The following is a 22,854-nucleotide window of genomic DNA, read 5'->3' on the forward strand; positions in this document are numbered from 1 at the left end:
TAGAGCCCACTCAACCACTGCGTCTTGCTCGACAATCCAAAAACAATTGAGAGGCTAGGACTTTTGTCCCAGCCTCTTTTTAACTGCTCTTAGTTCCCCATTTCCCCTTTGGGTACGAGCAGATAGAAAAATAGCAAATTCAATCCAAATACGGCAACAAAGAGCGCTATTTGGGTGGCATCAATCGTTTGTTTCTCAGTCAAATCTTGGATCAGCTTTGTATAATAATAGCCTGGGAAAACCCGTTGTAGCTTGCCAACCAAGTCCATAAATCCTCCACTTGCACCAAGCGTATCAAAGGGAATAATGGTCATGGCTGCTAAAATAATAACTGGAAAGCCAATGGTATCAATCGTCTTGGCATCTACCCTCACCCCAAGTACAAAGCCAATCACACTAAAGTAGATCCCCATCAAGGATAAGAGGAAAAATTGTACCAACAGGCTAGCCGTCACTGGAAAGTGAAAACCTAGAACAGCAACTACTAGCACTGCTAAAAAGATCAAGCTGTTCAGAATCAGTTGTACAATCGATTGATCCCATAAATAGTGCTTGACACTATAGCTTGTAAAGTGGGATTCAAAAGAATAAAAGCCGATATCTGAGGCGATTCGCTTACTAAAAGTTGCAAGGCTATTGCCAATGACCCCGATAAATACAGCAATGCCTAATAAAATACTTGGTGAAACCCCTTTTTGAAGCTGATAAAAGAAGATATACCAGCCTATGGGTAAAATAATGGTGAATAATACGAAGCGCTTATTTCGTAAAACTTGTTTTAATTGAATCTTTTTCATGCTTGTTCCCTTCCTTTATTCATCTCTTCTCGGAAATACTGCTCAATGGTTTGACCAGCCTGATGGATGTCCTCAACAGCCTTTGTTGCAGCAATTCGACCGTCTTTTAAAATCAGGACTTTTGTAAAAAAGGCATCAATTTGGTTAAAATCATGGGTCACCACAACAGATGTAAACTCTTGCTGCTCCAGCAATTTCCAAAAATTATCCACTGCCTCCAAGTCCATGCCTGTCGTCGGCTCATCTAAAAAAATCAACTTTGGATGATTCAAAATGGTTAACAATAAGGACAAGCGTCTCTTTTGACCACCAGAAAGACTTCCCACCATCTGCTCTCTTGATTCTCTCAATTCGACCATTTCTAAGAGTCCATTGATATCAGCCTGCTTCAGCTGATTCATCCGGCTTTTTAATTCGACGAATTCAGCAACGGTTAGATCCTCGATGAGCAGATCTCCCTGAGGCATCATCCCAATTTCTCTTTGAAAATCAAGTGAAGTCTTTATCGTCCCCGAATCAGCCTGGAGCTGCCCTGCGATAATGTTGAACAGGGTGCTTTTACCTGCTCCATTATTTCCCAGCAAGGCAATTTTGTCTCCTTCTTCTATCGAAAAAGACACCCCCTTTAATACAGCTTTCTCCTTAAATGATTTTGTAATAGATGCTACCTGAAACATACGATCCCTCTTTTCTTATTGATCTTGTGTCCATTATACTTCAAGGGGAAAACCTTGGAAGCTCTCTGTCAGAATCGGTCAAAAAATCGTCGTGAATGGTCAAAAAAGAGGCTGGGACAAAAGTCCTAGCCTCTCAATTATTTTTGGATTGTCGAGCAAGACGCAGTGGTTGAGTGGGCTCTACTACGTTGATTTCATCAGCTTTTACAGCCCTACTCAACTGTGCGGAGGTGGAACGACGAAATCGAATTCTAACGAATGACCGATTTCTGTCCCACTCTCTCTTCCATTATTCCTTCCAAAAGGTCAGGCTCTGGATAAATCGGTAGTTTGAACTCTTGGTAGACACTGTCGTTTTGGGATACTTTTCCAGTAATTGTTGGATCTTGTACAAGCCAAGACCTCGGCCATCTCCTTTACTTGAGTAGTCCTTTTCAAAAATTCTCGCCAGTTCTATTTTTTCAGCTTTTGTACTATTTTCAACGATTAAGATGAGGGAGTTTGCCTCCTGAAGCATGGCAAGAGTCAGCTGGGGGTCGTCTGATTCGAGACTCGCTTCGATAGCATTGTCACAAAGAATGGATAAGAAGGTGATGAAATCTAAAACCTCGATGAATAAATCACGAACAGGTTCATCGATCTCGACAGAGATCCCAATCCCTTTATTTTGAGCTTCCAATAATTTTGCGGACAGAACACTTTTTACAGCTGGATTTTCAATGTGACTGAGTTTAGCAATATCAAACTTGCTATCGTAAAATTGTTGGCCACTCTCTCGGAGAACATTCTCATAGACTTCCCTGATCGCGTTGAGATCTTCATGCTCAATACTTAATTTGAGACTGGTTAAAATATTCAGGTAATCGTGACGAAAGGCACGAATCTCCCCATAGAGCATTTCGACGTGTTGGCTATAGGTGGCTAACTCCTGCAGTTGCCTATCTTTTTGTTCCAGAATTTCTTGTTTCAATCGTTCTTTAGACACTGCATTGAAATACAAGAGCATCACAAAAAACAAAATCAAATAAATACTATTTAACTGTTCCCGTAAAGCATCTGCATGAGGAATAACATCCTCAAAAACCACCAGACCTACAACACTGACTAAATACACAAACATGGAAAGATCCATCGGGAGTAAGAAACGATTAAAATACTGCCGTTGAAACCCTACTTTTAAATCTGTAAAATCTAGTTTTAACAATTTAGTGATTCCTATATAAACAGGAAAGACCAGCAATTCAAGTAGAGCATCATACCAGCTGACAGATGCCTCATGAACAAGTACGATCCCTAACATTGGAAAGACATAAAAGGCTAAGAGACGCGCAATGAGACTCTCCATGACAACCGGGTAGAGCCCGTAAAAAATATTCAAAAGGTGTCGTATGTTACGATTTCGGTAGAAACTATAGGCAATAAATACTAAGAAATAGCCAAAAAAGCCTACCGGTGGCACAAGGGTAAAGACGACTGCAAAGAAGAAGGGGCACAAAAAGAGCCAGCGCAAGGCGAACTCTTGTCTACTGATATGACGATAGATCAGCATACTGACGAAGAACTTTAGGTAAAATATTAGAACATCTAACAGCAATTCTTTCTCCCTTCTATTTTTTCAAAGCTTCCAGTAAGCCTCTGTACTTGGTCCGTGAGATCAAGCAATTGTCCCCATTTTCAAAAAAAGCTTTCTTGTCTTCTTTATCAATCTTCGTAATATTTTGTGGATTCACCACAAAGGAGCGGTGACACCGATACAAGCGGGGATCTGCTTTTTCGATATCGGCAATACTAGCGTAAAATTCCAAGCGCTCATCCTGGGTATGTAAAATGACCTTGTGAATAGTTGGAGACGTTTCAACATACAAAATCTTATTAAAGGGAACTTGTACTCGCGCCATCGCACTCTCAAATGTAAAAGCATCTTGCGCAATCGTGGTCCCAGCTTGCTCCAAGGTATAATCGATGGCTGAGCTGATTCTCTCTTTGAACTCTTCCTCACCCAGCGTTTTATCGATAAAATCCAAGGCAGCTACTTTGTACTGAAAGGTAATGGGCATGAATTCAGAGTGAGTGGTGACAAAGACAATGGTCGCATGGGGATCTTTCTTACGAATCTCTTTTGCGATCTCCAGTCCTTTTTTCTCCTCACCTTTAATCTCGATATCTAAAAAGAATAGGTGATGGGCGCCTCTCTCTGTGATAGCATCCAGCAACTGACTTGACTTCCCAAACACTTCTGGCGCTTTGCATTGCAAGGATTTTTGACGGATGAGATCCTGCAAGACCACTTCGATACGCGATTGTTGGATCCATTCATCTTCTAACACAAAAATCTTCAACAAAGTCCTCACTCCTTCCCCTCTACGAATATGTTCTATTTTACCATAAATGATGCCTGCTAAGCCACTCTTTCAAAGGAGACTCAAAGGCCTTCTACTTTTTTTCTTAACAAAAAAACTCTCCCGGAGGAATCCGGAAGAGCTTGCGCAAGGGGAATTTGAAAAATATTTTTTAATATGAAAAAGGTCGATAAAATCTACGCTATGTTCAAACTCTCATTTTACTAGCAGCGATATTACGATCAAGTTTTATTGTCAATAGACATGTATGTGGGAAGTTCTCCCCTTGCAACAATGTAGACCTGTGATCTACTCTTACTAGTATACACTAGAATTATTACAAAATCAGTTAATTTGTATTGCAATTTGTTGGCAAATATTCCTCCGCCCGAAAACCCCGCAAACACCGGATTCCCAAGCATCTACGCAAGTCCTCTTTAATTAGTATTTATCATTTCTGTTACAAAATTTAAAATAAAAATATTATTCCACAACACATGAAAATTCCAAAGCACGATAAAAAAGGAGGAACGATATTTTCCTCCCTTTGAGCTAGTAAGACACTTCGGTAAGGCACCATGGTGCTTGCCGTAGTCTAATGAGGTGCTTCAGCACCCATTAGACTAAGTGTCTTACATCATCCCACCCATCATGCTTGGATCCATTCCTGGTCCTGCTGGGGCTGCTGGTTCTGGTTTGTTGGCTACGACTGCTTCGGTCGTCAAGATCAGACTCGCTACGGAAGCGGCGTTTTGAAGGGCTGAACGGCTCACTTTAACTGGGTCGATGATTCCTGCATCAATCATATTCACCCATTCACCTGTTGCAGCATTGAAACCTGTTCCGACTTCGGCATTTTTCAAGCGATCAATCACAATAGATCCTTCGTAACCGGCATTGTGAGCAATTTGGCGCACAGGTTCTTCCAAAGCACGAAGAACGATATTGCGTCCGGTTGCTTCATCTCCTTCTAATTCAAGGGCTGCGACTGCAGAGATAACATTGACAAGAGCTGTACCACCTCCGGCAACGATTCCTTCTTCAACGGCTGCGCGAGTCGCATTAAGGGCATCTTCGATACGGAGTTTCATTTCTTTCAATTCTGTTTCTGTTGCAGCACCAACCTTGATCACGGCAACACCACCAGACAATTTGGCCAAACGTTCTTGTAATTTTTCACGGTCAAATTCAGAGGTTGTGGTTTCGATTTGTGACTTGATGACCGCCACACGGTTAGCGATCGCTTCTGGGTTACCAGAACCTTCGACAATGACGGTACTGTCTTTATCGACTGAAACTTTAGCTGCTTGACCAAGGGCTTCAATGGTTGCATCTTTCAATTCCAAACCAAGATCGTCTGTAATGACTGTACCACCTGTCAAGATGGCAATGTCTTCTAGCATGGCTTTGCGGCGATCACCAAATCCTGGTGCCTTAACAGCTACGACATTAAAGGTACCGCGGATCTTGTTCAAGACAAGTGTTGGAAGAGCTTCGCCATCGACATCATCTGCGATGATCAAGAGTGGACGGTTGCTTTGAAGAATGCTTTCCAACAATGGCAAGATTTCTTGGATATTTGAAATCTTCTTGTCAGTAATCAAAATGTATGGATTTTCAAGGTCTGCCACCATTTTTTCATTATCAGTGACCATGTATTGTGAGAGGTAACCACGGTCAAACTGCATGCCTTCAACGACTTCCAGTTCTGTTTCCATTCCACGAGACTCTTCAATCGTGATGACCCCATCTTTACCAACTTTTTCCATGGCTTCAGAGATGTACTCACCGACTTTTTCAGAACGAGAAGACACAGCAGCTACTTGAGCAATGGCTTCCTTGCTTGATACTGGGATCGCATTGTTTTTCAAAGCTTCTACTGCTGTTGCAACAGCGGTCTCGATCCCACGGCGGATGCCAATTGGATTAGCACCTGCAGTGACGTTTTTGATTCCTTCACGGACGATGGCTTGAGTCAAAACCGTTGCAGTTGTTGTACCGTCACCTGCGATATCATTGGTCTTAGAAGCCACTTCTGACACCAATTTAGCACCCATATTTTCAAAATGGTCTTCCAATTCGATTTCTTTTGCGATGGTCACCCCATCATTTGTGATCAAGGGTGAACCAAATGATTTTTCAAGAACCACATTGCGACCTTTAGGGCCCAACGTAACTTTCACTGTATCTGCTAAGACATCGACACCACGGACCATTGCAGAACGTGCATCAGATGAAAATTTAATATCTTTTGCCATTTCTCTTACCTCTTTCTTCTCTTACTCTACAATTGCAAGAATGTTTGCTGTTCCAACGATGGTGTAGGTTTCTTCCCCATCTTTCACTTCAATTCCTGCATGGCTTTCAACCAAAACGTGGTCTCCTGCTTTTACAGCTGGAGCAATGAGTTCGCCACTTAGGGTACGCACACCTTCACCAACGGCAACCACTTCAGCTGTTTTTGTATCGGCCTTGCTCGCACCTGCGAGGACAAAACCTCCAACAGTCTGTTCTTTTTCTTCTACTTTTAAGACCACACGGTCTCCTAATGGTTTTAACATGTTCATTCCTCCATACGTGTTTTTAGCACTCTCTATACGTAAGTGCTAACTTATGTTTCTATTGTATCACTTGGTCAGAAATAGTCAAGAAAAAAACACCTCAAAAATAGATGAGATGTTTCTAAAATATCAATTTAAAATTGTCAATTTTTGATTGAAATCGTCGATCACTTTTTGAAGATTGATCCGCCCGCGGTAGATGCCATATCCAAAAACAATCATGCCTAAAATTCCAACCAAGGCTAGTAAAATCCCGAGGATCAAGAGTGGGAGGAAACTTTTGTGAAAGAGATAGATCAATACCACACCAATACTGGCAATGATAAAGAGTAAGCTGAACCAACGACCAAGGTTTTCAAGCATGTGGCGTTGGTACTTGATTTCTGTTTCATATCCATTGACAAGTTCTTGTTTTGTAACCATGGGATTCCTCCTTATAAAAATTGAGAATGAAGTGCAAGTAAAGGAGGTCAATTCACTTCATTCTCAAAAACTCCTACTAGCAAATTCGTTTTTTCTTTTCCTTAGTATTTAAGATGTGGGTCGAAGATACCAAGGGCAACACCGATCAAAGCAACTACAACGAGAAGTAACATAACTTTGTTTGGTGAAATTTTTTTCTTAGACATCAACCACCAGCAAAGAGTGATGAAGGCTGCTGTCAAGAGACCTGGATAAACACCATCGATCTTTTCTTGGATGTTCAAGAAGACTTTTCCTTCAGAATTCTTGAATTGAAGGGCTGTTGTAACAGATACCCAAGTAGCTGCTACGGCACCGATAACCATACCACCGACAACGCTGATCGCTTTACGAAGAGCTTGTCCTTTTGGTCCTACAAGGAATTCAACGGCTTTATCCCCTAATTGGTAACCTTTGAAGAAGGCAAAGCGCATACCAAAGTAGACTAAGAGGTTCCATACGACGATGTAGAAGAGAGCACCAGCGACGTTACCACCTTTAGAAAGACCAAGGGCAATCCCTAAGAGAACTGGGATCAAGGTACCAACAACCAATGAGTCACCAATACCAGCGATTGGTCCCATCAAACCGGCACGCATACCGTTGATGGTTTCGCCATCCACTGCATCTCCGTTTGCACGCGCTTCTTCCAAACCAGCTGTGATCCCTACAACAAGAGATCCAAGTTGTGGTTCAGTGTTGAAGAAGGCCGTATAGGTTTGCATAGCATCCTTTTGTTCCTCTTTTGTGTCATACATTTCTTCTACGATTGGAAGCATAGAAGTCAAGTACCCGAAGGTTTGCATATGTTCTTGAGAGAAACAAGTCAAATGACCATAATACCAATGATGGAATGCTTTTGCTAATGTTTTCTTTGAAATTTTCTTTCTATCAGCCATTTTAAATATCCTCCTCATCATCGTCTAGGTCCACCACTCCGGCTGGAGCAGCTTTCATCGATTTGATCACTTCAAGTTCATAGTAGATTACTGCAAAGATTAATGAAACAACGGCACTGGATACCAAGTTCAATCCGAGAGATTTTGCCAAGGTAAATCCAACAAAGAATGGAATGAAGTCAGTTGCTTCTGTAACAATTTGTTTCAACAAGATGGCAATACCGACACATGGGAGAAGAGCACCGACTGTAAAGAGGGCTTTCATCCAGTAACCATCCATAGGAAGGTATTGTTTCATCAAATCAACCATGTTTTCACCGTATTTGGTGATAATCATTGTTGGAAGGAAAGAGAAGAGGAAGTGAGAGATCCAAGGGTAAACCCAGTCAACTGCGTAGAGTTTTTTGAAGTTTCCTTCTTCAACGGCTTTCCAACCAATGTGTTGCCAAACCAAGTTCATAGTAGCGGTACCGTAGAAAAGAACTGTACCGATTGTCCCAACGGCTGCACCGATTGGAGCTGCAGCTGCGGCGATTCCAGCTTCATCTGTGATGTTATTAGCATGCACAAACAAGATAGCAAGAGGAACACCGATGTAAGAGATGGCACGCACATCGGCAGATACGGTACCACCAGGTGTTACCAAGGCGATATAAACGACTTGAAGGGCAACCCCGACCATAATACCGGTTGTCACATCTCCAAGAATTAAACCTGAAATCAACCCACCGATCAAAGGACGACCGAGTGTATAGTTCCCGATACTGGAACCTCCCATACCAGGCATTGAAGACAAGCTGGCGAAAATACCAAGCAAGATTGCTTGAATCCATGAAATTGTCATAACAAACGCTCCTTTTGTTTGTAAATATATTTACCTAACAGATAAGACTGTTAGTTTTAAAAACCAAATTTTGATTTGAAATCATCCCAATAACCGATGGAAACATCTGGCAACAATTGGAATTTCACCTTGTAGCCTGCTGCTTGAATGGCTTGGAAGGCTTCTGCTTCTTCCTGAGTGATGGATTGGTTATTTCCCAATTTCACAGCTCCAGGACGATCATTTGCAGGGCCAACAATGATTTCTTTAACATCACCTGGGACAAACCCTTGGTCGACCAAAATTTCCTTCATATCGATTGGATTTTTGGTGATCAAGAAGTAACGACTATCTGATTCTGTTACTTTTGCTGATTTTTCTTTAAAGGCTTCCTTTGTCCATACAAAGGTTTTCTTGTCTGATGCGCCTTTGTAAGCTTGGATCAAAACCTTGTTTGATGCTGCTGCATCGTTTACGGCAATCAAGCCATCACATGGTTTTTCCTTTGCCCAGCGTGTGACTGTTTGACCGTGAATCATGCGGTCATCAATCCGTACAAATGTTACTACCATAAGGTACCTCCCTATTAAATATCGTCATCATCTTCTTCAGCACTTGTGGCTGAAACTTCAAAAGGCTGTAGTGCAGATCGTGCTTCTGATAAGATGGTAGCTGACAAATCGTCTCCATCCAACACATCTTTCATCACAACTGCCGTCAAGGCCATGGTAAGGTTCATCCCACCAAGGATTAAGGCTCCATCGAGCTTTCCAGCTTCTTCTAGAACCGTGGCTGCAGTGGTTAATGGACTACCACCTACGATATCTGCCAAGACCAAAACAGAATCATCAGCTGTCAATCCTGAAATGCTCTCTCTGAAATCAACTGCGAAGTCATCAACTGATTTTCCTTCTTTGAGTCCAACTGCGATGACCTGATCCATCTTATCACCAGCAAACATGGCTAGTGATGTTTTTAGACCTTCTGCCAGTCCACCATGACTGACCAAAACGAGGTATTTCATTTTTCTACGCCTCCTTTATTTGACTCTATTGTAGATTATTTGAAAGCGTTTTTACATTGTCAAATGTCACATTCCTAATATGACATTTAGCAATAAAAAAATGACATCTGTCACTTGACAAAATGCCATCTTATTTTACTCTAAACTCCTACCTGTAGGCTACTTTCAATCTCCCTCTGAATTTGAGGCAAGCGGTTCTCAACATCTTGATCGCGCAAGGCATTGCCAATCAAGTAGTCTAGCTTTTCTAGCACCTCTTTTGAGACATTTTTCGGACTACTTTCAACAGCTTGTTCCATGATGCGGTTCAAGGTCTGATTGGTCAAGGAATTCGTCCCAAAATCATCTACCTGCAAAAGGTCTTTACTAGAGCGACTCTTGACTACCTGTGGCATGACAGAGATCCCTTGGGATTGGGCAAAGAGGGTTTGTTGAATTTCTGGATCCTCTGTTAAGAGTTGCATCAATTCCCAAGCCAACTTGGAATGAGAACTTCGAGCCGACATAGCAAAAGAAGTCGTCGTGACCAAGGTTGCCTTGGTCGATTTTGACTTAGCCGGCATCGGGATACAGGTCCAAGTGAAGTTTGAATATTTAGAAACGTGGTAGGGATAAGGTTTATAGGTCCGATATTGGGCCAAGGTCATAGGATAGAAAGCGACTTTCCCCTGGTCAAAATCTTTAGAGCTCACCTTGTAATTTTTATTTAGATCTTCCAATTTTTGCAGAAAAGTCAAAGACTCTTTCACTTCTGGAGCTGTCAACTTGAGCATGCCTCCTTGGAAAAGATGACCTCCATTTGCCGCCAAGGCTTCTTTCCAGGTGTATTCTGTGCTTCCAAATTGGTCCAATTGCCCATCTCCATTGGTATCTTTGGTTAGTTTCTTGCAAATCGTATAGAACTCTTCAAGGGTCCAGCCTTCTTTGGGAACCGCGATGCCTTCTTTATCCAAGAGATCTTTATTGACACACATCAAAATCGGATTGCTTTCATAAGGTAAGGCATAGGTTTGCCCCTGATAGACACCCGATTCAAAGGCAACGGGATAAAAGGCAGCTTGATCTTTTCGATCCATATAGCCGTTTAACTTTTCTAGCACCCCCCGCGCTGCTAATAAAGAAAGATCTTGCTCAGAGACCATAAACACATCCGGCGTCTTTCCCGAGACAATCTTTTCAGAGAGCCAGTCTGAATAATCTGACTGCGGAATCCCATTTTCATACTCTACACGGACGTGGGGATGGGATTTTTCAAATTTTTGAATCGCACGATCCAAGGCATGGGAACGTTGACTGGTCGGCACATCCCAGCTAGAACCTGCATAAACGCCGATATGGAGTACGGTCGGTTGCTGTTTCCACCAATAAAAACCCGCGCTCGCACAGAGCACAACAAGGAGACCAATCCCCCAACAAAGATGCTTTCGCTTCAATTTCATTCTGTATTTCCTTTAGAAAAATCACGTCTCGTCACTCCTGTTTGGACTGACCAGATCGCTAATTGCGTTCGATCTCGTAGGTTTAATTTCGCCAAAATCGTTGATAAGTAATTGCGCACGGTTCCTTCTGACAAGAAAAGTTTGGCCGCAATTTCTTTATTGGACTCCCCATAGCCGACTTCTTGGATAATGCGCCATTCCGTCGTGCTCAAATCCTTGACATTGTCCTCATCTACAGCAATAGAGAAGTTGGATTTAGCCATTTGTGAGAAAATTTGAAAGACTTTACTAGCGATATTCGGGTTGATCATGGCTCCGCCCTGATATACCACCTTAATCGCTTCATAGAGTTCCTCTGTCGAGGCTCCCTTCAAAAGATAACCTGAAGCACCATACTTGAGTGCACTATAGATAAATTCATCATCGTCAAAGGTCGTTAAAATAATAATTTTGATATCCGGATAGTGCTCTTTGACTTCTTTTGTCGCCAAAACTCCATCCATGCCTGGCATCCGAATATCCATTAAGATCAGGTCAGGATGTGTCTGTGGAATGCTCGACAAGACGTGATTCCCATCTTCCACTGTGGCCACCACTTCGATATCGGGGTGGGCTGACAAAATAATTTTCAGAGATTCTCGAATCAAGGCCTGGTCATCTGCCACCATTACTTTTATCACCATCTCTATCTCCCTTCTTTATATTTCGGTAAACTGACGCGCGTGAAAAATCCATCGCGACTTTCAAATTGAAGCTGTCCTCCTAGGATGGAAATGCGCTCCATCATCTGCTTGAGTCCATAGCCATAGGTCAAGGTTTCAAACCCAACCCCATTGTCCTGCAACTCGATCAGATAATCTTCTTCATTCTCAAAAAAATGAAGGATCATCCGGCTGGCATGACCGTGGCGAACCGCATTGGTCATAGACTCTTGGATCACACGAAAGATCGTATCTTCAATCATGACATCCATATCGACATCGACCCATTCATAGTGTAAATCGACCTGCAAGTTGGAAAGCGTCTGGTACTCGCGGATCATCTTTTCCAAAGCATCTTTGAGGGTTCGTCCCTCAAGGGCACCTGGACGGAGGCGATTGAGAGAGCCCCTCACATCCTGGATCCCTTCCCGGACAACTTCTGATACGCTTTTTACCTGCTCTTTTGCCCGATTGGGATCGATATCAATCAAGACCCCAACAGCATCTAAACCTGCCGAGATCCCTGTTAGCGCGTGTCCCAAGGTATCGTGAATCTCCCGAGCAATCCGTTTACGCTCCCGATCTTCTGCAATCTTCTCAGACAAGGCCATATAGTTGTTCAATTCCGTATTGACCTTCGAAACCATGGCCAGCTCTTCTTCCACTTCGTGGTTTTCCGCAAGAACATTCATAATATAGAACAAAAGTGAAATAATGAAGAGCACCATATTCAAGGCATAGAGGGAATTCTTCAAGAAAAAGGCCAGAATCCGAATGGAGGCAGGATAAAAATGAATATAGACATCAAGAGAAGGTATCGGAAAGAAAAGCGAAAAGACGTCTGAATTGGTCACAAGAAGCATCAAGAAACTCACTAGGATAAACGCAAACCAATACTTGCGGTCTCGCTTGGTATTCAACTCTTTGGAACCATAGAAGATATCCGCAAAAACCAATAGAATAAGCCCGTTATAAGCTACATTTTGGACCCACATCAAGAGCAACATCAGGAGGATCTCCAGAATGTTCCACTTATCAAAAATGGACCATCGACTCGTTTGAGACCGGTAACGACTCATGGAGATCAAGGCAATCCCAGCAAATAAGAGCGCAGACAACCAAAAAGTTGTAGAGGGCGCAAAAGGAATACGCTCTAAGCGTTCTACTAATAGAGAAGCTTGCCGTTGGGCAATGATATAGTTGGTTGCTTGAAGATAGATGATACTGTTGAGCATCACAGCGATAAAATTCACGACCATCAGGATGGCCAAACTGTATCTCACACCTCTAAATTTTCTCATTACTGCCACCCATTCACATCAAAGTGATCGATGTTTTCCTTTGTCATCATTTGAACCGGAATGGTTACTTCTTTTTTGTAGCTCTTCCCATCAGCCATATCTTGGATGACCTCCATCACGCGATCTCCCATCTTCAAAGGAGACTGGGCAACGGTTCCTACAACATCATCTGTCGAGTGCAGCAAGGCTTTCATATCTGGTGAGCCATCAATCCCATAGATCGCAATGGGATGGGTGATCCCTTGCTCCTTGATCGCTGCTAAAGCTCCTATAGCTGAACGGTCATTCAAGGAGACTAGAGTATCGACATTCCCCCCTGACTGCAAGAACTTACGGACAGCTGGCATAGCGATCTCCGTCTGACCCTTGGTTTCTAGTTCCGAGATAATCTCATATGACCCATGTCCTTTGATGGTATCCTTAAATCCCTGAATCCGCGTATCTGCTGAAACAGTCCCCTTATGCTCTAAGAGCAAAATACGAGCATTTGAGGAGCGTTTCATCAGCTCTTTCGCAATCAAGACTCCTGCCTGGTAGTTGTCAGAGACAATGCTGGCATCCGGCTTAAAATGCTTGAGCTGGGTATCAACTGCAATGATCTTAATTCCTTGTTTTCTAGCTTTTTTAAGAGCTCTTAAAATGGGCTGACTATCCCCTTTAACCGGATTAATCACAATCACATTTACCTTTTGAGCGCAAAAATCATCGATCTGCTGGCTCTGCCTTTTTTCATCCAATTCTGGATCTCGGACAGATACAAGAGCTCCTTTTTCATCAGCAATTCGACTAATTTCCGAATGAATACTTTTATAGAACTCATTGTTCATGGTCATATAGGTGACACCGATCTTGGTCTGATCCTTGATGCTACTGGTTTGACAAACGGCATAGATCCACAAGAGGATGCAGGCCACTGGAATCACCAGTAAAACCCGTTTTATCAGCCATTTCAACCGTTCTTTTCTTTCTTCTTTCCCCTTCAAACTCCGTTCCTTTTCTGAAAATTTTGAATATATATTACTTTATTTTACTACTTTTTCAAGATAAATGCTGGCTTTTATTGTACAGATGCATATTTTTGATTTATTTTTAAAAGAGTAATTCCCGAATGAAACCCCTACCAAGTATCAAAAAAGCTGGTCTATAAACGAACCAGCTTTCTTTTTTATTTCTAAAAAGGAAGATCTTCCTCTTCTAAGATGATATCAGCTAAATCTCCCGTTCCACCATTTTCACGCATCGCTCGCTGAGCGCGGCTCTCTAGCAACTGAAAACTTTGGCAGAGGACCTCTGTCACATACTGCATGACCCCATTTTTCTCGTAGCGGCGCGTCCGAATCTCTCCATCCAAAGAGATCAGGCTCCCTTTGCTGGCATAACTAGCCATGGTTTCAGCTAATTTCCCCCAGACAACGACATTGACAAAATCAGTCTCTCGCTCCCCGTTTTGGTCCTTGTAGCGACGATTGACCGCAACGGTCACTCGGGCAACGGATTTGTCTGTGCTGGTTTTATGCAATTCTGGAGCCGCTACTAGGCGACCGATTAAAATAACTTTATTATACATCATTTACCTCCTATCTATTTATTCGAAAAAATTTTAAAAAATGGAGGTGACAAACCAAAATCAAAAAAATCTAGGATCCAAAACATCCTAGATTCTTCTCTTTATTCGTGCCAGTGACGAGCAGGATCAAAAGGTGTCCCTGCTACTTCTGCGTCATCTAATTCTATAATGCCTCGTTTTTGAGGAGCATTTGGCAAGTGCAATTCGCGCGGACTGCACATCATACCATAACTTTTTTCTCCACGAAGAGCCCCTGGGAAAATCAAGCTACCATCCGGCATCATGGCACCTGGAAGAGCGACAATGGTCTTGAGACCCACTCGCGCATTTGGAGCTCCTGCTACGATCTGAACTGTCTTGTCTGGTCCAACTGCTACTTGGCAGATATTCAAGTGGTCACTATCTGGATGGGCCACCATTTCAAGGATTTCTCCCACCACAAATTTTGGTTCCCGATCGTTGACCAAACGTTCTGCGAAGCCTTCTCTTTCCAATTCTTGGTTCAAACGATCTACTTGCTCATCTGTCAAAAAGACTTGGCCCTTGCCTTCGATGGCGAAGAAAGATGAGGCGTCAAAGATATTCCAGGCAACGGTTTCTTGCTTGTCCTCACGGTAAACGCGAGCCACTTTTCCTTTTCTCTCCACCGCTAGCTTTGCTTCCCCACTATTTTTCAGGGTCAGCATCAATACATCGCCGACTTGTTCTTTGTTGTATGTTACAATCATGATTTTCTCCTATTTTAATCCTGCTAAGAATGCTGTAATCTGCGCCTTGGTTTTCCGATCCCGATTGACAAACCGACCGATTTCCTTATCCTTTTCCAGAACCACCAAACTAGGGATCCCATAAACATCCCAGACTTTCGCCAGATCCAGATAGGCATCTCGGTCAATCAAGATAAAGGTAAATTCGGGATTTTCAGCCTCAATCTCCGGCAAAAAAGGCTTGAGATAACGGCAATCCCCACACCAGTCGGCTGAAAAGACAAAGACTTTCTTGCCCTCTTGCTCTACATAAGAAGCAATTTTTTCTAGAGAATTTGGTGTAATCATAGTTTTTCCTCTTCGTAATGCAAGAGACCATCCTCATAGACAAAGCGGTAATGGCGCTCATCTTCAAAAATGACACCACCTACTAAGCGCTCTTCACTAGACTCGTAGAGTTCCACATACAGAGTCGCAATCGTCCCCATGGCTTCCATTTGCTCCCGTACTTCTGCTACCAATTCTTCTTGGGTACGGAGACGCTTTTGATCTTTGGCAATTTTATAAACACCGGCCGCAAGGACTCCTGCACTTGCTACAGCCAGACTAGACAAAATAATTTTTTTAGCTTTCATAGTGCCTATTGTAACACAAAATAAGCAGAGGGACAACGGTCTAAGCTGGATCTCTCCCTCTGCTTTTTGGGACTGATTTCCATAATAACGCTACCATCCTTGTAGAAAAAGTGATAAAATAGCATCAGAAAGAAGGTAACCTATGACTGATTTATTTTCTAAAATCAAAGAAGTAACTGAAATCCCTGCCATCTCAGGTCACGAAGCTCCTGTACGGGATTATTTGCGCCAACAATTGACCCCTCATGTGGACGAAATCGTGACAGATGGTCTCGGTGGGATCTTTGGGGTCAAACACTCAACGGCTGCCGATGCTCCTCGTATCTTAGTAGCTGCTCACATGGATGAAGTTGGTTTTATGATCAGCGAAATCAAAGCTGATGGGACTTTCCGTGTTGTCCCAATCGGAGGTTGGAACCCGATGGTCGTCAGCAGCCAACGCTTCAAACTCTTTACACGTGACGGACGTGAATACCCTGCTATTTCAGGATCTGTTCCTCCACATTTGACACGTGGTACAGGTGGGCCAACCGTACCTGCCATTAGCGACATCGTCTTTGATGCAGGCTTTAGTTCTAAAGCTGAAGCTGAGAGCTATGGCATCCGTCCTGGAGATACCTTGGTCCCAGATAGCTCTGCAATTCTCACTGCTAATGGTAAAAACGTCATTTCTAAAGCATGGGATAACCGCTACGGCGTCTTGATGGTCAGCGAATTGGCCAAGAGCCTTTCTGGCCAAGCCTTAAACAATGAACTGTATGTAGGGGCCAACGTTCAAGAAGAAGTGGGACTTCGTGGAGCCCACACTTCAACCACTAAATTTGATCCTGAAATCTTCCTTGCTGTAGACTGTTCGCCAGCAGCTGATGTCTTTGGAGACCAAGGTGCGATTGGGGAAGGAACACTGCTTCGTTTCTATGATCCAGGTCACATCATGCTACCAAATATGAAGGATTTCTTGCTCACTACTGCTGAAGAAGCGGGCATCAAATTCCAATACTATTGTGCCAAAGGTGGTACCGATGCAGGTGCAGCACACTTGAAGAACGGCGGAGTCCCATCAACAACTATTGGTGTCTGTGCACGTTACATACACTCTCACCAAACCCTCTATGCCATGGATGATTTCTTGCAAGCGCAAGCCTTCTTACAAGCATTGGTTAAGAAATTGGATCGCTCTACAGTTGATTTGATCAAACACTATTAAGCAACATCTATCACGAGTCCCCGTAAGGGACTTTCAGATCGAGGATAAAATCCTCTTAAAAACTTTCCTTAGGTGAGTACGGACGTCTGTGAACTTCTCCGAAGTTCCAAGACTAATTATTGAGCCTGAGGTCTCAATAATTCCGAGTGCCTGAAACTGAGTCGTTTCAGGCACTTTTCTCACAGCGGAAAGTTTAAGTGCACCCTGCTATGACCTTAATAGACTACCTCATTTTATTTGTTTAGCATCACTTAGGTCATTTTATGTAAAAAATATGCCTGAACAATCAAATTCTATGATGTCTAACCTCATCTTAGGAAAGTATCTTAGAATATTTTATCTTCCATCTGTTTTCTGATATAATATGAAAGAATGAAATGGTAGGAAACTGAACACTCATCCTTGGATTCGTGTGGCAGACCCTTCCCTTATATACAGGAGTTTTACATGAAAAAACAAGCTTTTAGTTCTGAAAAGTATTTGAACTTGCAACGTGACCACATTATTGAGAGGATCAACCAATTCGATGGCAAGCTCTACCTTGAATTTGGTGGTAAGATGTTAGAAGACTTCCACGCTGCTCGTGTCCTCCCTGGATACGAACCAGACAATAAGATCAAGCTGCTCCAAGAATTGCGCGACCAGGTTGAAATTGTCATTGCCATCAACGCCAACAACATTGAGCACTCAAAAGCCCGTGGGGATCTAGGAATTTCTTATGACCAAGAAGTGCTACGCTTGATCGACAAATTCAATGAATTGGGGATCTTTGTAGGCTCTGTCGTCATCACCCAATATGCTGGACAAGCTGCAGCAGATGCCTTTCGCAAACAACTAGACAAGAGCGGGATCGCCTCTTATCTCCACTATCCGATCAAGGGCTATCCGACCGATATGGACCACATCATCTCTCCTGAAGGGATGGGGAAAAATGACTACATCAAAACTAGCCGCAATTTGGTCGTTGTGACAGCTCCTGGACCTGGTTCTGGTAAGCTGGCAACGTGTATGTCCAATATGTACCATGACCAATTAAATGGGATCAAATCAGGTTATGCCAAGTTTGAAACCTTCCCAGTATGGAATCTTCCTTTGCACCACCCAGTTAACTTGGCTTATGAAGCAGCGACTGCAGATCTAGACGATGTCAATATGATCGATCCCTTCCACCTCCAAACCTATGGAGAAACAACGGTCAACTACAACCGCGATATCGAAATCTTCCCTGTCTTGAAGCGCATGTTGGAACGCATCTTAGGAACCTCCCCTTACGCTTCTCCAACAGACATGGGCGTCAACATGGTTGGCTTTGCCATTGTGGACAATGACGCTGCGATTGAAGCTTCCCAACAAGAAATCATCCGTCGCTATTACCAAACCATCTTGGATGTCAAAGCTGAACGTGTCGGTGAAGGAGCCGTCAAGAAGATTGAGCTCTTGATGAATGATTTGGGCATTACTCCAAATGATCGGAAAGTGACCGTGCTTGCCCGCCAAAAAGAAGAAGAAACAGGTGAGCCAGCCTTGGCCCTTGAATTGCCAAACGGCGAGATGGTAACCGGAAAAACCTCTGATCTCTTTGGCCCAACCGCAGCCCTCCTGATCAATGCGATCAAGAAATTGGCGCATATTGATAAAGAAACCAAATTAATCGAGCCAGAATACGTCCAACCTATCCAAGGCTTGAAGATCAATCATTTGGGTAGCCGTAACCCTCGTCTTCACTCAAACGAGATCCTCATTGCCCTAGCCATTACAGCTATGACCAATGAAGACGCTAAGCTTGCTATGCAAGAATTAGGCAAGTTGAAAGGCAGTGAAGCCCACTCAACCGTGATGCTGACAGACGAAGACAAGAATGTCCTTCGCAAGCTCGGTATCAACGTCACTATGGACCCTGTCTACCAATACGATCGCTTGTATCGTAAATAAACTCAGACAAACAAAAACAATCCCTCGAATAGGGATTGTTTTTTTTATGATGCAAAGAAGAGAGACTATTTGACAGCATCCCATAATTGGCGAATAGGCTTTCTTTGAACAGGGTCCACAAAATGAGGAGCAATTTCATTCAAAGATTCTAGAACAAAGGCACGTTCTGCCACATAAGGATGCGGCAAGATCAAGTTTGGACTGTAACAAATGGTGTCATCCATATAGAGCAGATCTAGATCGATCACACGTGGCCCCCACTTGACCTCACGAACACGCCCCATTTCCAGCTCAATGGCAAGTAAGGTCTCTAATAAATCCTCTGGGGTCATCCAAGTTTCAACCTCTGCCACTTGATTCAAAAAGGTGTCCTGCTCCACTCCTCCCCAAGGTTCTGTTTCAATCCTTGTGGATGTCTGAAGAAGGCGAATACCTCGATCCTTGATTTTTTCTAGCGCCGTCTCTAGTTGCAGTTGTTTATCTCCCATATTGGTGCCAAGCCCAATAAAGGCCCGTTTTTTCTCCCGTTCGATTGTCACCGAACAAGTCTCTAATGGCAAGGGAACAGGAGCCCAAGGTTTTTTCAACTCCAGACGAACTTTTTCTACAAAGGCATAGCTTTCGAAAATCTTTTGAACCAATTGAAAGGCCACTGTTTCAATCAGATCGATCTTTTCTGCCTGCATCCACTCGGTCAACTGTTCCGCCAAGATCCCATAATGGATCGAAGCTTCCAAATCACCTGTGCGGGCAGCACGGGTCATCTCATAATCTACCCATATGTCTAGGACAAAACGTTGTCCTAATTCTTTTTCTGCTGGAAAAACACCGTGATAGGCGTATACCTCTAAGTCCTTGATCCGTAATTGATCCACTCTCTTCACCTCTTATAGCCAGCCATTAGTGGCCCATGAGTTTATAGGCTTCATTTTTTAAGTCTTTATCTGTCGCAAGCAGTCCACGCGCAGCAGTTGTCACTGTAGCGGTCCCAGGTTTACGGACACCACGCATATTCATACACATATGCTCTGCTTCTACCCAGACAAGTGCTCCTTGTGCTCCAAGATATTCCATCAAGGCATCTGCGATTTCTACCGTCAAACGTTCCTGAATCTGTGGTTTTTTAGCGTATACTTCGACCGTACGAGCCAGTTTTGAAAGCCCAGCCACACGGCCATTTGGAATGTAGGCAATGTGCACTTTTCCATAAAATGGTAAAAAGTGATGCTCACACATGGAATGGAAGAAGATATCCTTCTCGACCACCATATTGTTATCAATGATTTCAAATGATTTAGACAGGTGCTCTTCTGCTGTCTGCCCTAATCCTGCAAAGATTTCTTGGTACATCTTGGCAATGCGGGTCGGCGTTTCCTGAAGTCCCTCACGGTTCTCATCTTCACCGACTGCCTCGATGATCATTTTCACTGCTTCTTCAATTTTCTTTGTATCCATATCATCTCCTAGTTGGATTTTTCTGTTTTTAATAAATAAGGTCGTACCTGGCTAAGGAAGTAGAGCGATCCCGTTACAATGAGGAGCTCATCGCCTTCAGCTTGCCAGTTTTGTAGAAACTCTTGCCAGTTGACTTCCTCAAGCTGATGCTTTTTCGCAGCAGCTCTTATCTCTTCTTGAGAATAGGCTCTTGGATCTTCAAAGGTTGTGAGGATCAAGCGACTATTTTCCAGTTCCTGCCACTGAATGAGCATCTCTTCTAAAGCTTTGGTCCGGATGCAGGTAAAAAGAATGGTCTTTTTTTGACTTGGGAAAAGTTCCCGAAGACTTGCGATTAAAGGCGCAACGGCGTGGGGGTTATGGGCCCCATCTAGCACGATCATGGGATTTTGCGAGACCACTTCCATCCGGCCAGGCCAGACGACTTGATGCAAGGCCTCATCCACTAACTCTCTTGACAAGAGTTCACGCCCTTCTCTTTCAAAAAGTACATCACAGATGCTGATCGCAAGAGCTGCATTTCTGGCCTGGTGATGACCTAAGAGCGCTACTTGATAGGAGGCTGTTTCTCTTTTGGAACTGTGATAAAAAAAGGATTGGCCCGATAGACAAGAGGCTTCTAGCTCAACTTGGTAATCTCTGTCATAGGCTGTTATCGGTGCCTGCTTCTGAATCGCAATGCCTTCAATGACTTGGCTGGCTTCTGCTTCTAATTTCCCTAGAACCAGAGGAATTCCTGGCTTAATGATACCAGCCTTTTCACGGGCGATGGAAGCCAGATCTGGCCCAAGAAGGGCGACATGATCCAAGCCAATCGAAGTGATTGCGGTCAGAACGGGCTGGCAGACATTGGTACTATCTAGTCGTCCCCCCATACCGACTTCCATAATCACATAATCCAGCTCCTCATGAGCAAAATAATCATAGGCGATGGCCGTCATCACTTCAAATTCAGTCAACCCTTGAAAGATAGCCCTTGATTCTTCAGCTTCCAGGAGCTGCTGGTAACTATCCAGGTAGGTTTGCAGGTCTTGATCCGAAATGGCTTCGCCATTAATGGTGATTTGGTCATTGTAATGGATCAGATAAGGAGAGGTAAAGACTCCAACCCGTAAACCTGCCTGCCTCAAGAGTTGGGACAAGGTAGCAATGGTAGAGCCTTTGCCATTGGTCCCCGCAACATGAATGACCCGACAGTCTAGGTGAGGATTTCCTCTCAAAGCCAAGAGAGCTTCCATGCGCTCCAAGCCGAAATGTGGATCTTGGGAACGATAGGCTTCTAGCCAACGAAGATCCAACTGATGTTCTTTTGTCTTCATTTACTTGTATTGTTTTAAATTGGTATCTGCTGCCTCTTGGGCTTGGAAAATGGCTTGCCCCAGACTGGCTGCCATCTTGTGAAGGGGAATATCATGCACCCGCACTACTTCGACTCCTTGACTGGCTGCAATACTGGTCAAATGGCTCGAAGCCAGGTCCCGATTCCAAAAACCAGTCTCCGTTGCAGGATCTGTCTCAAATCCAGCTTCCTCAATAATATTGACCACAAATCGTTTGCGGGAGACCCCTAGAAAGATCGGATACCCCTTTTGGTGAATCGTCCCGAGTTCTTGTAATAAGAGTAAGTTCTCACGCTTGGTCAAACCAAAACCAATCCCAGGATCCAGCATGATACGATCCATCTGGACACCGGCTGCTTTCGCTACCGCAAGCGAGCGGTCAAAGAAGGTCCACATCAAGTCTTGAATCGGTTCTTGAGCCATCTGTTGAAGCTCTTGCTCTGAAAAGACTGGTTCGAAACCAAAACGTGGAAAGATAGTGGAACTTGGATGATGCGGTCTTGCCATCACTGGATTAAACATGAGAACTGCGCTCGCTTCATGCTCCGCGACGACAGCAGCCATCTTAGGATCTCCAAGAAAACCCGTAATATCGTTGACAATATCAGCCCCAGCTTCGAGCGCCGCCGCCGCCACCTGGGACTTCCAGGTATCCACTGAGATCAAGACATCACTTTCTTTCCGAATGGCTTTAATTACTGGAACCACGCGGTCAATCTCTTCTTGGATCTCTACATAATGACTACCTGGTCTTGTTGATTCTCCTCCGATATCGAGGATCTGAGCTCCTTCTTGGATCAGTTTTCTCGCCTGCTGCAAGGCTGCATCCACACTCGTATACTTACCGCCATCAGAAAATGAATCCGGAGTGACATTTAAGATCCCACAAAGAAGGGTCCCTTGGCCACTCAGCCATTTATTATCAATCATTTTCGTTCTCCTTTGATTCCCTTCCTACAGCATGATTGCGAACAAAAGAGGCTAGAAC

Annotated in this window: 25 protein-coding genes; 2 read left to right on the forward strand and 23 right to left on the reverse strand. The window is 43.6% G+C overall.

Annotated features, from left to right (window positions below; all coding sequences use genetic code 11):
• Positions 1-89: 89 nt before the first annotated feature.
• The 19 genes from NFR56_RS06270 to NFR56_RS06360 form a co-directional block, all read right to left on the reverse strand.
• On the reverse strand, positions 90-797 hold the full coding sequence (locus NFR56_RS06270; protein ID WP_134974540.1) for an ABC transporter: 708 nt from the start codon (positions 795-797) through the stop codon (positions 90-92).
• A complete protein-coding gene (locus tag NFR56_RS06275; protein ID WP_118397228.1) occupies positions 794-1,474 on the reverse strand; it encodes an ABC transporter ATP-binding protein in 681 nt (226 codons plus the stop codon). The genes NFR56_RS06270 and NFR56_RS06275 overlap by 4 nt, the downstream gene beginning before the upstream one ends.
• A gap of 289 nt (positions 1,475-1,763) precedes the next feature.
• Positions 1,764-3,068, reverse strand: a complete 1,305-nt coding sequence (locus tag NFR56_RS06280) for a sensor histidine kinase (protein ID WP_251458177.1) — start codon at positions 3,066-3,068, stop codon at positions 1,764-1,766.
• Positions 3,069-3,081: 13 nt separating this feature from the next.
• Positions 3,082-3,816 (reverse strand): response regulator transcription factor, encoded by a 735-nt coding sequence (locus NFR56_RS06285; protein ID WP_251458179.1) that lies wholly within the window; start codon positions 3,814-3,816, stop codon positions 3,082-3,084.
• Between the two features lie 629 nt (positions 3,817-4,445).
• Positions 4,446-6,071: a chaperonin GroEL gene (groL, locus tag NFR56_RS06290; protein ID WP_003004647.1), complete on the reverse strand. Its 1,626-nt coding sequence runs from the start codon at positions 6,069-6,071 to the stop codon at positions 4,446-4,448.
• Between the two features lie 21 nt (positions 6,072-6,092).
• On the reverse strand, positions 6,093-6,374 hold the full coding sequence (groES, locus tag NFR56_RS06295) for a co-chaperone GroES (RefSeq protein WP_024055367.1): 282 nt from the start codon (positions 6,372-6,374) through the stop codon (positions 6,093-6,095).
• A gap of 129 nt (positions 6,375-6,503) precedes the next feature.
• Positions 6,504-6,797 carry a hypothetical protein gene (locus tag NFR56_RS06300; RefSeq protein WP_003004348.1) on the reverse strand — a complete coding sequence of 98 codons (294 nt, stop codon included), beginning with the start codon at positions 6,795-6,797 and terminating at the stop codon, positions 6,504-6,506.
• 101 nt (positions 6,798-6,898) lie between these two features.
• The gene (locus tag NFR56_RS06305; RefSeq protein WP_037585172.1) at positions 6,899-7,753 is read right to left on the reverse strand and encodes a PTS system mannose/fructose/sorbose family transporter subunit IID; all 855 of its coding nucleotides are present in this window, start codon (positions 7,751-7,753) and stop codon (positions 6,899-6,901) included.
• Entirely contained in the window at positions 7,737-8,579 is an 843-nt protein-coding gene (locus tag NFR56_RS06310) for a PTS mannose/fructose/sorbose/N-acetylgalactosamine transporter subunit IIC (RefSeq protein ID WP_014712796.1), read from the reverse strand. The genes NFR56_RS06305 and NFR56_RS06310 overlap by 17 nt, the downstream gene beginning before the upstream one ends.
• A 56-nt stretch (positions 8,580-8,635) precedes the next feature.
• Positions 8,636-9,130: a PTS sugar transporter subunit IIB gene (locus NFR56_RS06315; protein ID WP_000261775.1), complete on the reverse strand. Its 495-nt coding sequence runs from the start codon at positions 9,128-9,130 to the stop codon at positions 8,636-8,638.
• 14 nt (positions 9,131-9,144) lie between these two features.
• Positions 9,145-9,582: a PTS sugar transporter subunit IIA gene (locus NFR56_RS06320; protein WP_049472855.1), complete on the reverse strand. Its 438-nt coding sequence runs from the start codon at positions 9,580-9,582 to the stop codon at positions 9,145-9,147.
• A gap of 140 nt (positions 9,583-9,722) precedes the next feature.
• The gene (locus NFR56_RS06325; protein WP_251458181.1) at positions 9,723-11,021 is read right to left on the reverse strand and encodes an ABC transporter substrate-binding protein; all 1,299 of its coding nucleotides are present in this window, start codon (positions 11,019-11,021) and stop codon (positions 9,723-9,725) included.
• Positions 11,018-11,701, reverse strand: a complete 684-nt coding sequence (locus NFR56_RS06330) for a response regulator transcription factor (protein ID WP_037614177.1) — start codon at positions 11,699-11,701, stop codon at positions 11,018-11,020. Before NFR56_RS06330 ends, NFR56_RS06325 begins: the two co-directional genes overlap by 4 nt.
• Positions 11,702-11,706: 5 nt before the next feature.
• A complete protein-coding gene (locus NFR56_RS06335) occupies positions 11,707-13,023 on the reverse strand; it encodes a sensor histidine kinase (protein WP_134974537.1) in 1,317 nt (438 codons plus the stop codon).
• Entirely contained in the window at positions 13,023-14,006 is a 984-nt protein-coding gene (locus tag NFR56_RS06340; protein ID WP_251458183.1) for a substrate-binding domain-containing protein, read from the reverse strand. Before NFR56_RS06340 ends, NFR56_RS06335 begins: the two co-directional genes overlap by 1 nt.
• 188 nt (positions 14,007-14,194) lie before the next feature.
• Positions 14,195-14,590, reverse strand: coding sequence for a single-stranded DNA-binding protein (locus NFR56_RS06345; RefSeq protein ID WP_003004675.1), 396 nt, complete (start codon positions 14,588-14,590; stop codon positions 14,195-14,197).
• A gap of 101 nt (positions 14,591-14,691) precedes the next feature.
• The gene (gene ytpR, locus NFR56_RS06350) at positions 14,692-15,318 is read right to left on the reverse strand and encodes a YtpR family tRNA-binding protein (RefSeq protein ID WP_049475007.1); all 627 of its coding nucleotides are present in this window, start codon (positions 15,316-15,318) and stop codon (positions 14,692-14,694) included.
• A gap of 9 nt (positions 15,319-15,327) precedes the next feature.
• Positions 15,328-15,645 (reverse strand): thioredoxin family protein, encoded by a 318-nt coding sequence (locus NFR56_RS06355; RefSeq protein WP_134974536.1) that lies wholly within the window; start codon positions 15,643-15,645, stop codon positions 15,328-15,330.
• Positions 15,642-15,932, reverse strand: coding sequence for a DUF4651 domain-containing protein (locus NFR56_RS06360; protein ID WP_134974535.1), 291 nt, complete (start codon positions 15,930-15,932; stop codon positions 15,642-15,644). The genes NFR56_RS06355 and NFR56_RS06360 overlap by 4 nt, the downstream gene beginning before the upstream one ends.
• 142 nt (positions 15,933-16,074) lie before the next feature.
• Between NFR56_RS06360 and pepA the strand changes: the two genes are divergently transcribed.
• Together pepA and NFR56_RS06370 are read left to right on the forward strand one after the other, a co-directional pair.
• Positions 16,075-17,139: a glutamyl aminopeptidase gene (gene pepA, locus NFR56_RS06365; protein WP_021154295.1), complete on the forward strand. Its 1,065-nt coding sequence runs from the start codon at positions 16,075-16,077 to the stop codon at positions 17,137-17,139.
• 447 nt (positions 17,140-17,586) lie between these two features.
• Positions 17,587-19,071 carry a DUF1846 domain-containing protein gene (locus tag NFR56_RS06370; RefSeq protein WP_021154294.1) on the forward strand — a complete coding sequence of 495 codons (1,485 nt, stop codon included), beginning with the start codon at positions 17,587-17,589 and terminating at the stop codon, positions 19,069-19,071.
• A gap of 65 nt (positions 19,072-19,136) precedes the next feature.
• Here NFR56_RS06370 and folK read toward each other — a convergent pair whose 3' ends face one another.
• From folK to folP, 4 genes are read right to left on the reverse strand one after another with little or no spacing between them, the layout of a single operon-like run.
• Positions 19,137-19,946, reverse strand: a complete 810-nt coding sequence (folK, locus tag NFR56_RS06375; RefSeq protein ID WP_134974534.1) for a 2-amino-4-hydroxy-6-hydroxymethyldihydropteridine diphosphokinase — start codon at positions 19,944-19,946, stop codon at positions 19,137-19,139.
• Between the two features lie 25 nt (positions 19,947-19,971).
• Complete coding sequence (folE, locus tag NFR56_RS06380; protein ID WP_003019101.1) at positions 19,972-20,526, reverse strand: GTP cyclohydrolase I FolE; 555 nt, start codon at positions 20,524-20,526, stop codon at positions 19,972-19,974.
• An 8-nt stretch (positions 20,527-20,534) separates the two neighbouring features.
• Entirely contained in the window at positions 20,535-21,845 is a 1,311-nt protein-coding gene (locus NFR56_RS06385; protein ID WP_134974533.1) for a bifunctional folylpolyglutamate synthase/dihydrofolate synthase, read from the reverse strand.
• Entirely contained in the window at positions 21,846-22,796 is a 951-nt protein-coding gene (folP, locus tag NFR56_RS06390; protein WP_134974532.1) for a dihydropteroate synthase, read from the reverse strand.
• Between the last annotated feature and the right edge of the window lie 58 nt (positions 22,797-22,854).

The organism is Streptococcus caecimuris, assembly GCF_943193075.1.
GTDB lineage: Bacteria > Bacillota > Bacilli > Lactobacillales > Streptococcaceae > Streptococcus > Streptococcus caecimuris.

Coding starts and splice junctions, on each gene's coding strand:
- NFR56_RS06270 (WP_134974540.1), bottom strand. CDS start 797: ATGAAAAAGATTCAATTAAAACAAGTTTTACGAAATAAGCGCTTCGTA.
- NFR56_RS06310 (WP_014712796.1), bottom strand. CDS start 8,579: ATGACAATTTCATGGATTCAAGCAATCTTGCTTGGTATTTTCGCCAGC.
- groES (WP_024055367.1), bottom strand. CDS start 6,374: ATGTTAAAACCATTAGGAGACCGTGTGGTCTTAAAAGTAGAAGAAAAA.
- folE (WP_003019101.1), bottom strand. CDS start 20,526: ATGGATACAAAGAAAATTGAAGAAGCAGTGAAAATGATCATCGAGGCA.
- ytpR (WP_049475007.1), bottom strand. CDS start 15,318: ATGATTGTAACATACAACAAAGAACAAGTCGGCGATGTATTGATGCTG.
- NFR56_RS06320 (WP_049472855.1), bottom strand. CDS start 9,582: ATGAAATACCTCGTTTTGGTCAGTCATGGTGGACTGGCAGAAGGTCTA.
- NFR56_RS06305 (WP_037585172.1), bottom strand. CDS start 7,753: ATGAGGAGGATATTTAAAATGGCTGATAGAAAGAAAATTTCAAAGAAA.
- pepA (WP_021154295.1), top strand. CDS start 16,075: ATGACTGATTTATTTTCTAAAATCAAAGAAGTAACTGAAATCCCTGCC.
- NFR56_RS06345 (WP_003004675.1), bottom strand. CDS start 14,590: ATGTATAATAAAGTTATTTTAATCGGTCGCCTAGTAGCGGCTCCAGAA.
- NFR56_RS06370 (WP_021154294.1), top strand. CDS start 17,587: ATGAAAAAACAAGCTTTTAGTTCTGAAAAGTATTTGAACTTGCAACGT.
- NFR56_RS06275 (WP_118397228.1), bottom strand. CDS start 1,474: ATGTTTCAGGTAGCATCTATTACAAAATCATTTAAGGAGAAAGCTGTA.
- groL (WP_003004647.1), bottom strand. CDS start 6,071: ATGGCAAAAGATATTAAATTTTCATCTGATGCACGTTCTGCAATGGTC.
- NFR56_RS06325 (WP_251458181.1), bottom strand. CDS start 11,021: ATGAAATTGAAGCGAAAGCATCTTTGTTGGGGGATTGGTCTCCTTGTT.
- NFR56_RS06300 (WP_003004348.1), bottom strand. CDS start 6,797: ATGGTTACAAAACAAGAACTTGTCAATGGATATGAAACAGAAATCAAG.
- NFR56_RS06335 (WP_134974537.1), bottom strand. CDS start 13,023: ATGAGAAAATTTAGAGGTGTGAGATACAGTTTGGCCATCCTGATGGTC.
- NFR56_RS06315 (WP_000261775.1), bottom strand. CDS start 9,130: ATGGTAGTAACATTTGTACGGATTGATGACCGCATGATTCACGGTCAA.
- folP (WP_134974532.1), bottom strand. CDS start 22,796: ATGATTGATAATAAATGGCTGAGTGGCCAAGGGACCCTTCTTTGTGGG.
- NFR56_RS06355 (WP_134974536.1), bottom strand. CDS start 15,645: ATGATTACACCAAATTCTCTAGAAAAAATTGCTTCTTATGTAGAGCAA.
- NFR56_RS06385 (WP_134974533.1), bottom strand. CDS start 21,845: ATGAAGACAAAAGAACATCAGTTGGATCTTCGTTGGCTAGAAGCCTAT.
- NFR56_RS06360 (WP_134974535.1), bottom strand. CDS start 15,932: ATGAAAGCTAAAAAAATTATTTTGTCTAGTCTGGCTGTAGCAAGTGCA.